Below are 10,018 nucleotides of genomic sequence, written 5' to 3'. Positions count from 1 at the left end.
GTGGTATTCCCGGGACAATAAGGAGTCGCTGATATACAGCTGTTTTGCTTTATCAGCCCAGCCGTTGGCGCCGGAGTCGTTTGCAGCTGCCAGCTTTTTGTTCATCGCCACAGCATAATACAGCTGATGAATGATGGTGAATGCTTTTACAGGATGTAGCAGCAATTCGAAGCAGGCATTTGTATGCCGGAGGCATGGTGGCATACACTTTTTCTGTAGCCGCCAGTAAGGCTTCCCATTCGTGTAATACACGCGCAGCTTCGTTATAGGCGTCCAGACTGTAGGTGTTGGCATCCAGTAGCTCCGGTTTTCGTCTGGCGGCGTATTGACCATAAAGGCGCAGTATCTCCCGATCTCTTTGCCTGCGTGTCGCCAAATGTTCTGCTGCCCATTGTGTGTAATAGTCCCTCAGATTATCCTCATTCCAGAGTTTTTGTATCCCATGCATAGTCCAGAAGAAGGAGATGGGGAATTCCATGGGTTTGAGATCACCGACATTGACGATCCATATTTTATCCGCACCATAGGCTTGGCGAGGTACATCTGTTCCCGGACACGGGCGATATTGTTGGTGTTGAGCCATTTGTAGTTACGCGGATCGCCGACATAATCGAAATGATAGTAGATGCCGTAGCCGCCCCCTCTTGGTCTTCTCCGGGATCTGGCAGTTTGCGGATATTACCCCAGTTGTCATCACAGAGCAGTAGTGTGACATCGTCCGGCACACGCATCCCTTTGTCATAGTAGTCCTGTACTTCTTTGTACAAGGCCCATAGCTGGGGCGTGGCGTTTGCCGGCCTGCCTGTGATGTCACTAATGATCTGCCTTTGATCCTTTACGATGCGTTCCAGTAGTGCGGTAGCGGTACCTTGTGTCATAGGTTCATCTCCATCACCCCGCATACCGATCGTTACAATGCTTTCGTGATTACCCATGCGGGTAATGCCTTTGCGCCAGAATCGCGTAAAGTGGAGTCATTCTTTACGTAGTTCCACGGACCTTTGCCGTAGCGGCGCCATTCATCGTGTGCACGTAACATGGGCTCATGATGGGAAGAACCCATCACGATACCCCATTTGTCGGCCATTACCGGATTAAGGCTATCGTCGTCATTGAATGCATTGCCCCACATGGCGGGCCAGAGGTAGTTGGCTTTTAGCCGGAGCAGCAGTTCAAACATCCGTTCGTATACTTTGTGATTGAAACCGCCGAATTGCTCTTTTGTCCAGTTGGCAAAAGCGGGTGCTTCATCGTTGATGAAGATACCCCGGTATTTTACGGAAGGGGTGGCAGACTGATAGCGGCTGTTTTTGACAAAGAGCTTCGCCTGTTTTTTAACAGGTACATCTGCCCACCAGTACCATGGTGAAACACCGGCCTGTCTGGAGAGTTCTAATACACCATATGCGGTACCCCTTTTATCGCTGCCGGTAATGACCAGTGCTTTTTCTACATGTGGGAAGGGGGAGGGAATGTGTGTATACGGAAGGTTTCCCATTTGCCTTTCAGTGAATTATAATCCGCCTTTTTATTGCGTACAAGCGCCTTTATAGCGGCAGCATTGTTATAAGTACCAATGATAACAAGGTGTCTGGGTGCGCTATCGATGTTGTGAATGATAGCAGGCTTTTTACCCGTTACCTGCTCAATGTCTGTCTGTAGCAAGGAGGCTGCTTTATTCACCAGCCAATCATCTGTACTGTCTACGTAAATAGCAGCCGGGTTTATATCTACCAGAGGAAAGTTGCTTTTATCCGTCCGGGTGATCAGCAGTTGCTGCGCATGCAGGCACTGACCGAGGATCAACAATAAGAGAATGTTGCTCAGTTTTTTCATAATGGAATTATTCTATAGTGGGTCCTTATCTGCTACTTAGCGCCTTTCTTCAGGGATGATGCCCTTACAATGAGTTCTGACCGGAGTATGATGGTATTGGTGCTGCTGATAAAAGAGACGTCTCTGACGTGATTGATCAGGTGTCTGGCAGCTACCTGTCCCATCTCATACCCTGAATAATTGATCGTGGTCAGATTGGGCTCAATGACTTTGGTAACAGGGTCGTTATTGAATCCGACAAAAGCAATGTCCTGCGGAATGCGGATACCCTGTTCTTTCAATGCCAGCATACAACCGACTGCACAACTGTCGTTGGCTACAAAATGCCATCAGGCAGGGGCTTCATCTTCAGGATGGTGCGGGCGGCCTGTGCACCTGCTTCCTGACTCAGGTCTGTAATGAGTACATAGTCCTCCCTGAACTTTATTTTATGTTCGCTCAGGGCCTCTTTATAGCCTTTTAACCTGTCTTTATAAACGTTTTGTACTGTTGGTGCCGTGATATGCAAAATTCTGCGGCAGCCCTGATCTATCAGATGGCGTGTGGCATTCCATGCCGCCTGACGGTTATCTATCAGGATATTGACAGAGCTTTCATGTTGTTGTACACGGTCAAAAAGATGACCGGTATATTCTTTCTGAAGAAATTATCAAGTGGCTCAGGTCTGTTGTATCTACTGCCAGAGATACCAGCAGACCGTCTACACGGCTGTCAAACATCGTTCTGGCGCTGGCAGCTTCTTTTATGGATGATTCTGAGGATTGTGCGATGAGCAGTGAGAAATTCTGTTCGTTGGCAGCTGTTTCAATACCGGCGATAACAGAAGACATAAAATGGCTGTTCAGTCTGGGAACGATGATACCGAAAGTGTTTGTTTTCTGGCTCCGCAGACTACGTGCAAAGTGGTTACTGCGATAGCCCATCTGTTCAGCAAGATCGAGGATCTTCTTTTTGTTTTCTTGCTGATGGTAGGATGGTCCTGCAATCCACGGCTGACCGTGGTAGCGGAAATATTCAGTTCCCGGGCGATGTCATATATGGTCACCTCTCTTTCGTTTGCCATAAATGTCGGATGTCTGTGTAAGGTAATGAAAAGGAGCGTTGCTTACCGGCACTCATATCGTGGATACATTTTTCAGCACAATCGCTTGTGTGGTTTAAATGTACAGCTAAAGTAAACTTTTTTAGAAAATAAATTACACAATCGGTTGCAATTTTAGAAATTGTCTTTATTTTAGGAGTGTAGAATGAAGAGAGTTCCCGTTTTGAAAAATGATTACATGAAGAATTACGCGTGACGAAATTCTTTATGATCCGGCATCAGACTCCTGTTGGTATTGATGTTCTACAATTACACAGCTATACATATGAGGATCAGGGTCACCGATTCGTAATCCCTGATTCATAATTCCTAATTAATTCGTTATGCAGATGGAACAAACAATGCGTTGGTTTGGTCCCGGAGATACTGTGCCCCTGCGATATATCAGGCAGGCTGGTTGTACCGGTGTCGTAACAGCATTACATCATATTGCGCCGGGTGAAATATGGCCGATAGCGGCTATTACAGAACGCCGTCAGCTGATAGAAGCGGCGGGCATGAGGTGGACGGTGGTTGAAAGTTTACCGGTGAGTGAAGATATTAAAAGACAATCGGGTGATTATCTCCGGCACATAGCCAATTATCAGGAAAGTCTGCGTAATCTGGCTGCCTGTGGTATTCAGGTAGTTACGTACAACTTTATGCCCGTACTGGATTGGGTACGTACACATATTGACTATCCGATGGAAGATGGGAGTCATGCCTTATATTTTGAACGGGCTGCTTTGTCGCGTTTGACCTGTTTCAGTTGCAACGACCGGATGCAGCCCTTGATTATGATGCGGAAACGATCAAAAGGCCCGTCTCAGATATGAGACAATGCCACAGGAAGAACGGGAAAAGCTTTACAGGAATGCCTTACTAGGCTTGCCGGGAACGGATGGACAGTTCACTGCAGAAGAAGTGTTACATGCGCTGGCAACCTATAGCGATATAGATGCGGATAAGCTCCGTAAACATCTTTGTGATTTTCTTTCCGCAGTCACACCTGTAGCAGAAGAACTGTATATACAGCTGGCTATTCATCCGGATGATCCGCCTTATCCTGTTTTGGGTTTACCCCGGATTGTCAGTACAGAAGCAGATGTACAATATCTGTTTGATGCCGTGCCATCAGCGGCCAATGGGCTGTGTTTCTGTACGGGTTCATTTGGTGCAAGGGCAGATAATGATCTTCCCGGTATGATACAGCGGCTGGGCGATCGTATTTGTTTTCTGCATTTGCGCAATACAAAAAGAGACGCAGCCGGCAATTTTTATGAAGCCGCTCATCTCGCAGGAGATGCAGACATGTATGTGATTGTCAGTGAAATTGCCTTGCTGATGCAAAAGCGGAATGTATCAATACCTATGCGTCCGGATCATGGTCATCAGATGCTGGATGATCTTGACAAAACGACGTATCCGGGATATAGTGCGATCGGCAGACTAAAAGGGCTTGCCGAACTGAGAGGGCTGGAGACCGGCGTATTACGCCACCTGTTCACGTTATTGGTTCTATTATTGGCCGGCTTTTTTAGCGGGTCTCCTGTTGTTGGTATATTGCAGGCAGAGGAAGGCGTTTACACAGATGGAAAATGGATACCCGGCAGAAGATTGAATGGTGATCAGATACATCAGGGTCGTCATATCCGGATTCCTTTGGGAGAATGGGGTATTCAGCGGATAAAACTATATCGTTATAAATAGAAAGGTCTCATCTATATACATTGATCATTCCACGAAAAGATGAATACTACAAAGAAACTGGCAATCGTTACCGGCGGTGGTTCCGGCATTGGATTCGCCATTGCAGCACAGTTTGTTCAACATGATATTTATACCGTTATCGTCGGCAGGGACGAGCAGAAATTGCGGAGTGCCTGTGAGCAGCTTGGTTCTGACAGTGAATGTTACGCCTGTGATCTGAGTGAGCTGGGTGCTATTCCTGTAATGATTGATAAGATCATTGGCCGGTATGGTCATATAGATATATTAGTCAACAATGCCGGCATCAATATGAAGAAATCGTTTACAGAGGTGACAGATGAGGAATTTCAGTCTGTGCTGCAGACGAATGTGACGGCTGTTTTTGCTTTATCCCGTGAGGTGGTAAAGCATCAGCTGGAAAAGAAGATAAGCGGTTGTATCATTAACATCAGCTCCATGGCTTCTCAGTACGGCATTCCGAAGGTGATTGCCTATACGGCGTCAAAATCAGCGATAGAGGGGATGACAAAAGCTATGGCTACGGAGTTGTCACCTTTTGGCATCCGGATTAACTGTATTGCGCCGGGGTTTATTGCTACAGATATGAGTGCGAAAGCATTGGATGCCGATCCTGAGAGAAAATCAAAGGCATTGGGCCGGACGCCGTTGGGGTATCTGGGGCAACCGGCAGATATTGGTGCGGCCGCTTTATTTCTGGCCTCCGAAGCGGCGCAATATATTACTGGCGTGGTATTGCCGGTGGATGGGGGGAATGCGATAGGATTCTGAAGAAAAATGGAAGACGGTCAGGGAGGCGGTTCTTATCATGATAAGAATATAAAAGCTGTTACAATAGTTGCATATTTCAGGCGATTGACTACATTTACAATTGCATTTTCGTAGCGTTGTTCCTATACTGTTTACCTTGTTATGATGAGTTCGGAAGAAATGAGGTCGTCGTTCGATCTCTACAACTACAGTCCTGTTCCTATGTGGCTGTATGATATCAACAGTTTGCAAATACTGGCTGTCAATGATGCCGCCTGTAGAGAATATGGTTACTCCCGGGAAAAATTTCTTTCCCTTAAGGTGGATGTCTTATGGCATGCGCTTTATTCGGGTGAGATGATGGAGCTGATTAATACCACTGCCAGACACAGGTTGCCCTACATCGGGACAGTGAAATTCATTACCAGTAAAGGCGAAATGGTTATTGTCGATTTGCAGGCAACGCCTATGACGGCGTGGCATGAGGATGCGCGTATTGCATCAGCCATAAATGTAACGGAACGGGAGAAGGCAAAGGAAACAGAACGGCAGCTCAGGTTAAGTAATGAGCGCTTCAATTATGTCAGCAGGGCAAGTAATGAGGCGATTTATGACTGGGATCTGGCCGCGGACAATATTTACTGGGCGGATGGTTTCTGCCGTGTATTCGGATATCCCCTCGATGGTAAGCCATATCCGCTTAAAAGCTGGTCCAGAATGGTGCATCCGGATGACTTGCTGAAGACCCGGGAAAGTCTTCGTTGCGCCTTACAGGATATGCACACGATCTACTGGCATGCGCAATACCGGTTCCGGCATTCCATGGGTACCTATCTGTTTGTGGAGGAGACCGGCTACATTATAAGAAACAGAGAAGGAAGGGCCATCAGGATGATCGGCACACTCCGGGATATTACCTCACAGCGGGAGACGGCCGCCGCATTGGAGGCCTCGGAGAAACGCTACAGCGATCTGTTTCACCTGAGTCCTTTGCCAATGTGGGTGTATGATATGCAGACTTATCAGTTTCTGGACGTAAATAAGGCCGCTGTGACGCTTTACGGTTACAGCAGGGAGGAATTCCTGTCAATGACACTCCTGGACATCAGAAGGCCTGAAAACAGGCATGAAGTGGAGGAGATCATCAAGGGACAGATCAAACCACGGGAATATCATTCGGCCATTGTAAAGCACGTGAAGAAGTCGGGTGAAGAGATTGTTGTCAATGTGAGTGGCAATGCTATTGCTTATTGCGATAAGGAAGCCCGGGTGGTGGTCGCCTATGATATTACAGAGAAACGGAAGTATATCAATGCGATAGAGGAGCAAAATACCGGCTGGAAGAAATTACATGGACGCAGGCACATCTTGTACGGGCGCCGCTTGCACGCATCATGGGCATTGTACAGTTACTGAGTGATGCCGGGGTAGACCTTGCGACGAAAGAGACCTTATTATCTTACCTGCAGGTTTCTTCGACAGAGCTGGACGATATTATCCGTAAGATTATCCGGAAGAGTCAGGAGGTAATAGAGAAGCATGATTATTTATCACCCGGACTGACCGGATGTCAAAAATAAATGCCGGACATGCGTGAGACCACTGTTCCGGCACTGCCTATAAAGATGCATGAACATGTAGTTTAATGCAGTAGTGGCAAGAGCTCAATCAGGTCGTTGATAATATAATCAGGTGCCGCAGTTGTCAGTTGTGCGCTGGTATGTGCACCGGTTGTGATACCGATACTTAGTCCGCAGCCGGCATTCTTTCCCTCTTCATATCAATCGTAGAATCTCCCACTTTTACTACTTCATTGCTGTCAGTAATATGAAATTGCTGCATGGCGTGAAAAATCATATCTGGTTCCGGTCTGTTTCGCTGTACGTCGCTGGCAGTGACCAGGGCATTATATTCTTCCCCTTCTTTCCAGCCTATTTTATGCAGAATGCCTGTGGCTGTTTGTCTGTCGTAGCCGGTATTCAGGACCGTCAGGATATTCCTTTCCTTTAGTATCGTAAACAGATTGGTCGCGTTAGGTTGTGCGAGAATAGCTTCCCGTGCATACGCTCGGTGAGCTGTATAATAAAGTTGTTGTATATCGTGTCAGTCAGTTGTGTGTCGGTCACGCCTGCATATTCGGATAGTACAGACCTGATCGCCTGTTTCTTTTCTTTACCTGCGCCTTCCGCCAGTACCTGTACCAGTGTAAAACTGAACCCTGCTTCGTTAATGGCGTTTCTTAATGTTTTGTATACAAGATTGTCTTCGTTGATGGTCGTGCCGGCCATATCAAAAACAACCATTTTTATTTTTTGCATTACTGAGAGCAATTGATGGTGTGAAAGATGGATACCGCTGTGTCTTAAAGCGTACTGACAGGAATCTCTCCGTTGATGATTTCTTCCGCGAGACCGAAGGACAGCGTCATACCATTACCGCCTACACCGTTAATAATGGTGACACCGGTTTCCGGACTTACTACCAGTTCGGTATTACCATTGGTCATCTTTGGATAAAATCCGACCCAGTGCTGGATGATTTGTGAAGATGACAACTGTGTGAATGTTCCGAGGTATCTGATGATCATCTGATCAATAAAGCCACGGCTGAAGGGATCGTGTGTCAGACCGTATTCATGTGAATCGCCGATGGTCAGTTCGCCGTATTGGTTTTGCGACACCATCACATGAATACCCCATTTTAATTCTTCCGCGTATTGTGCTCATAGCGGCTTTTCAGGGCTGGTAATGAGGCGGCGGATTGAAAACCGGGATAGTGTACCATAGAGAGGCCACCACAGAGAGAAGGACCGATACGTTGTCCGTCGGGGAGAGCGGCGGCACGCATCATCTGTAATTTACATTTGGTGAGACTTAGCTGACGGAAAGTATCCGGGTAGAGTGTTTCAAAGTCTACGCCGCTGCATACATAGATCCTGTCGGCTTCCCACTGTTGATTACCCGAACAGACGGTGGGATAGCTGATTTTATGATGGCGGTATGCCAGTGAAAACGGATGTTATATTTCTTTTCGAGAAAGGCGGCTACCTGTCCGATTGCTTCCCGGGCTTCAACGATCATTTCGTCAGGGCTCCAAAGGGCGCCGAGGAGTCCATCAGGGTTAATGGCGGGAGATTTTTCCAATGCTTCGGCAGGTGTCAGCAGTGTACAGTCACGTTCAGCCGCGTTGGCGCTTACATATTCCCGGATGGCTTGTAGTTCGTCTTCATGGTAGGCCAGATGAAGTGATCCTGTGGGATCGTGCCAGATACCGGCTTCTTCACAGATGGATTGCCATATTTCGCGGGAGCGTTTTGCTCTCTTATAAAGTCTTCCTGATGGTTGTCCGATGGCCATATCATCCCGAAATTTCTGATAGAGGCGCCTACAGCGCGTTCATCCCTTTCGAATACTTCCACTTCAAACCCTTTAATGCGAGGGCTCTGGCAGTTGCCATACCGACAATGCCGGCGCCGATAACGATGGCTTTTTGTTGCTGTGTCATAAGCATAACTATAGATAAACAAAGTTTAGCTAAACTAAACTTTGTTTATCTATAGTTTACATGAGCGGTATTAATTTTTTATTAAGCCTCTTTATTTTCAAAGAAGTATATGACGAGCATGATAGCGTTGGTATGGCTGGTATTCTTTGGTGTGTGGGAGATACGCCATCGAACAGGAGGGAATCTCCTTTTGAAAGCTGGTAATCGTCTACGCCGATATGATAGCTGACGTCTCCATTGATCATGTATTTATATTCGAAGGCTTCGGTTTGTACCATGGGCCGGCTGGCTCCGGGTTCGAGTTCCAGCAATACGATATCTACTGTGCCTTTATTGACTGACTGGGTAAAAATGCGTTTGTAGAAAAAGCCGATGGCGTCTTCCTTTTCAAAGGGGTCGTAATCAGCTGGTTTTTTGACCAGTACAAGCGGTTGGTCGTTTGTAGTGCTGATATCTTAAAAAAGACATTCAAGTCAATTTCGAGGGCTTGATAATGTCTATAAGAACGATCAGTGAGGGGATAGTGCGGCTGTTCTCAATCTGTGAGATCAATCCTTTAATGACCTTGGCACGGTCTGCAAGGTCCTGCACGGTAATATTCTTTTCGCGTCGTTTTTCTTTTATTCTGTTACTGATCTGAACTAAAGTGTCTCTTCATTGTGAATTAGATTAAGCCGGAATGACCGGGCTGTAAATAACATATTATAATAACGTGGGGAGGGGCTGGTAGTTTTAACTCGCTGATGGTAAAATAGTATTAATGATAATCAGAGGTGAATATGGAAGAGCTGTTTAATTGCTGGTTTTCATGCTGTTGCGAAATGTCCGTATGGCTACGTGGGTCAAAATTAACCCTATACCCGACGCATACCAGGCGTATACGCGACGTATACCGACGCATCTATGCTTATCTGTAGCGGAAAAGGCAGCTACGAATGATACTTTTTTCGCAGCTGCCTTTTACAGTTATGTTAAGATGTGATGTTGCTATCTGGTCGCCTGTTCCAGCAGGAAGATCACTGATTTGTAGTCCTGTCCTGTGGCGAGGTTCATCCGATTTCGCAGGTCCGGTTGCTGGAAATATACTGATCGAAGTGTTTGTCTTTTATTTCTGCCACT

General features: G+C 46.6%; 17 protein-coding genes and 3 pseudogenes. 6 read left to right on the top strand and 14 right to left on the bottom strand.

The window, feature by feature from the left end:
- The 7 genes and pseudogenes from FEF09_RS34330 to FEF09_RS34310 all read right to left on the bottom strand — a co-directional run.
- On the bottom strand, nucleotides 1-294 hold a 294-nt coding region (locus FEF09_RS34330; RefSeq protein ID WP_261387951.1), incomplete at its 3' end, for a hypothetical protein.
- A gap of 64 nt (nucleotides 295-358) precedes the next feature.
- A pseudogene (locus tag FEF09_RS34325) lies at nucleotides 359-478 on the bottom strand (hypothetical protein); the annotation flags it as partial.
- Between the two features lie 113 nt (nucleotides 479-591).
- Nucleotides 592-1,498, bottom strand: a pseudogene (locus FEF09_RS35235) (glycosyl hydrolase 115 family protein); the annotation flags it as partial.
- Nucleotides 1,450-1,836: a hypothetical protein gene (locus FEF09_RS29845; protein WP_146308512.1), complete on the bottom strand. Its 387-nt coding sequence runs from the start codon at nucleotides 1,834-1,836 to the stop codon at nucleotides 1,450-1,452. The pseudogene FEF09_RS35235 and the gene FEF09_RS29845, both read right to left, overlap by 49 nt.
- Before the next feature lie 32 nt (nucleotides 1,837-1,868).
- A pseudogene (locus tag FEF09_RS34320) lies at nucleotides 1,869-2,368 on the bottom strand (LacI family DNA-binding transcriptional regulator).
- A 79-nt stretch (nucleotides 2,369-2,447) separates the two neighbouring features.
- Complete coding sequence (locus tag FEF09_RS34315; protein ID WP_261387949.1) at nucleotides 2,448-2,666, bottom strand: hypothetical protein; 219 nt, start codon at nucleotides 2,664-2,666, stop codon at nucleotides 2,448-2,450.
- Nucleotides 2,667-2,677: 11 nt separating this feature from the next.
- Nucleotides 2,678-2,899, bottom strand: a complete 222-nt coding sequence (locus FEF09_RS34310; protein WP_261387948.1) for a LacI family DNA-binding transcriptional regulator — start codon at nucleotides 2,897-2,899, stop codon at nucleotides 2,678-2,680.
- Nucleotides 2,900-3,267: 368 nt separating this feature from the next.
- Between FEF09_RS34310 and FEF09_RS34305 the strand changes: the two genes are divergently transcribed.
- The 5 genes from FEF09_RS34305 to FEF09_RS29820 all read left to right on the top strand — a co-directional run bounded on the left by FEF09_RS34305 (nucleotide 3,268) and on the right by FEF09_RS29820 (nucleotide 6,975).
- Nucleotides 3,268-3,753, top strand: coding sequence for a mannonate dehydratase (locus FEF09_RS34305; RefSeq protein WP_261387947.1), 486 nt, complete (start codon nucleotides 3,268-3,270; stop codon nucleotides 3,751-3,753).
- 4 nt (nucleotides 3,754-3,757) lie between these two features.
- On the top strand, nucleotides 3,758-4,627 hold the full coding sequence (gene uxuA, locus FEF09_RS34300) for a mannonate dehydratase (RefSeq protein WP_261387946.1): 870 nt from the start codon (nucleotides 3,758-3,760) through the stop codon (nucleotides 4,625-4,627).
- 39 nt (nucleotides 4,628-4,666) lie between these two features.
- Nucleotides 4,667-5,416, top strand: a complete 750-nt coding sequence (locus FEF09_RS29830) for an SDR family NAD(P)-dependent oxidoreductase (RefSeq protein WP_146308510.1) — start codon at nucleotides 4,667-4,669, stop codon at nucleotides 5,414-5,416.
- Between the two features lie 141 nt (nucleotides 5,417-5,557).
- Nucleotides 5,558-6,811, top strand: coding sequence for a PAS domain S-box protein (locus FEF09_RS29825; protein WP_146308508.1), 1,254 nt, complete (start codon nucleotides 5,558-5,560; stop codon nucleotides 6,809-6,811).
- Nucleotides 6,790-6,975: a hypothetical protein gene (locus FEF09_RS29820; RefSeq protein WP_146308506.1), complete on the top strand. Its 186-nt coding sequence runs from the start codon at nucleotides 6,790-6,792 to the stop codon at nucleotides 6,973-6,975. Before FEF09_RS29825 ends, FEF09_RS29820 begins: the two co-directional genes overlap by 22 nt.
- A 166-nt stretch (nucleotides 6,976-7,141) precedes the next feature.
- Here FEF09_RS29820 and FEF09_RS32480 read toward each other — a convergent pair whose 3' ends face one another.
- The 6 genes from FEF09_RS32480 to FEF09_RS32455 form a co-directional block, all read right to left on the bottom strand.
- Complete coding sequence (locus FEF09_RS32480) at nucleotides 7,142-7,408, bottom strand: HAD hydrolase-like protein (protein WP_315898209.1); 267 nt, start codon at nucleotides 7,406-7,408, stop codon at nucleotides 7,142-7,144.
- A complete protein-coding gene (locus tag FEF09_RS32475) occupies nucleotides 7,402-7,713 on the bottom strand; it encodes a hypothetical protein (RefSeq protein WP_222597290.1) in 312 nt (103 codons plus the stop codon). The genes FEF09_RS32480 and FEF09_RS32475 overlap by 7 nt, the downstream gene beginning before the upstream one ends.
- A 44-nt stretch (nucleotides 7,714-7,757) precedes the next feature.
- Entirely contained in the window at nucleotides 7,758-8,078 is a 321-nt protein-coding gene (locus FEF09_RS32470; protein ID WP_222597289.1) for an FAD-dependent oxidoreductase, read from the bottom strand.
- 17 nt (nucleotides 8,079-8,095) lie between these two features.
- The gene (locus FEF09_RS32465) at nucleotides 8,096-8,245 is read right to left on the bottom strand and encodes a hypothetical protein (RefSeq protein WP_222597288.1); all 150 of its coding nucleotides are present in this window, start codon (nucleotides 8,243-8,245) and stop codon (nucleotides 8,096-8,098) included.
- 62 nt (nucleotides 8,246-8,307) lie between these two features.
- The gene (locus FEF09_RS32460; protein ID WP_222597287.1) at nucleotides 8,308-8,751 is read right to left on the bottom strand and encodes an NAD(P)/FAD-dependent oxidoreductase; all 444 of its coding nucleotides are present in this window, start codon (nucleotides 8,749-8,751) and stop codon (nucleotides 8,308-8,310) included.
- 28 nt (nucleotides 8,752-8,779) lie between these two features.
- Nucleotides 8,780-8,899: an FAD-dependent oxidoreductase gene (locus tag FEF09_RS32455; RefSeq protein ID WP_222597286.1), complete on the bottom strand. Its 120-nt coding sequence runs from the start codon at nucleotides 8,897-8,899 to the stop codon at nucleotides 8,780-8,782.
- 60 nt (nucleotides 8,900-8,959) lie between these two features.
- On the opposite strand from FEF09_RS32455, the gene FEF09_RS32450 reads away from it, so the two are divergent.
- The gene (locus tag FEF09_RS32450) at nucleotides 8,960-9,103 is read left to right on the top strand and encodes a hypothetical protein (protein WP_222597285.1); all 144 of its coding nucleotides are present in this window, start codon (nucleotides 8,960-8,962) and stop codon (nucleotides 9,101-9,103) included.
- 264 nt (nucleotides 9,104-9,367) lie between these two features.
- On the opposite strand, the gene FEF09_RS35230 is transcribed toward FEF09_RS32450, so the two are convergent.
- On the bottom strand, nucleotides 9,368-9,523 hold the full coding sequence (locus FEF09_RS35230; protein WP_409994912.1) for a helix-turn-helix domain-containing protein: 156 nt from the start codon (nucleotides 9,521-9,523) through the stop codon (nucleotides 9,368-9,370).
- Nucleotides 9,524-10,018 lie beyond the last annotated feature (495 nt).

The sequence above is a fragment of the Chitinophaga pinensis genome (genome assembly GCF_007896845.1).
GTDB classification, from domain to species: Bacteria; Bacteroidota; Bacteroidia; order Chitinophagales; family Chitinophagaceae; genus Chitinophaga; species Chitinophaga pinensis_C.
Note: the sequence above shows the minus strand (reverse complement) of the source record. Positions and strands in the feature narration are given on the sequence as shown.

Coding starts and splice junctions, on each gene's coding strand:
- FEF09_RS29845 (WP_146308512.1), bottom strand. CDS start 1,836: ATGAAAAAACTGAGCAACATTCTCTTATTGTTGATCCTCGGTCAGTGC.
- FEF09_RS34315 (WP_261387949.1), bottom strand. CDS start 2,666: ATGTCTTCTGTTATCGCCGGTATTGAAACAGCTGCCAACGAACAGAAT.
- FEF09_RS34310 (WP_261387948.1), bottom strand. CDS start 2,899: ATGGCAAACGAAAGAGAGGTGACCATATATGACATCGCCCGGGAACTG.
- FEF09_RS34305 (WP_261387947.1), top strand. CDS start 3,268: ATGGAACAAACAATGCGTTGGTTTGGTCCCGGAGATACTGTGCCCCTG.
- uxuA (WP_261387946.1), top strand. CDS start 3,758: ATGCCACAGGAAGAACGGGAAAAGCTTTACAGGAATGCCTTACTAGGC.
- FEF09_RS29830 (WP_146308510.1), top strand. CDS start 4,667: ATGAATACTACAAAGAAACTGGCAATCGTTACCGGCGGTGGTTCCGGC.
- FEF09_RS29825 (WP_146308508.1), top strand. CDS start 5,558: ATGATGAGTTCGGAAGAAATGAGGTCGTCGTTCGATCTCTACAACTAC.
- FEF09_RS29820 (WP_146308506.1), top strand. CDS start 6,790: ATGGGCATTGTACAGTTACTGAGTGATGCCGGGGTAGACCTTGCGACG.
- FEF09_RS32475 (WP_222597290.1), bottom strand. CDS start 7,713: ATGCAAAAAATAAAAATGGTTGTTTTTGATATGGCCGGCACGACCATC.
- FEF09_RS32470 (WP_222597289.1), bottom strand. CDS start 8,078: ATGGTGTCGCAAAACCAATACGGCGAACTGACCATCGGCGATTCACAT.
- FEF09_RS32465 (WP_222597288.1), bottom strand. CDS start 8,245: ATGATGCGTGCCGCCGCTCTCCCCGACGGACAACGTATCGGTCCTTCT.
- FEF09_RS32460 (WP_222597287.1), bottom strand. CDS start 8,751: ATGGCCATCGGACAACCATCAGGAAGACTTTATAAGAGAGCAAAACGC.
- FEF09_RS32455 (WP_222597286.1), bottom strand. CDS start 8,899: ATGACACAGCAACAAAAAGCCATCGTTATCGGCGCCGGCATTGTCGGT.
- FEF09_RS32450 (WP_222597285.1), top strand. CDS start 8,960: ATGAGCGGTATTAATTTTTTATTAAGCCTCTTTATTTTCAAAGAAGTA.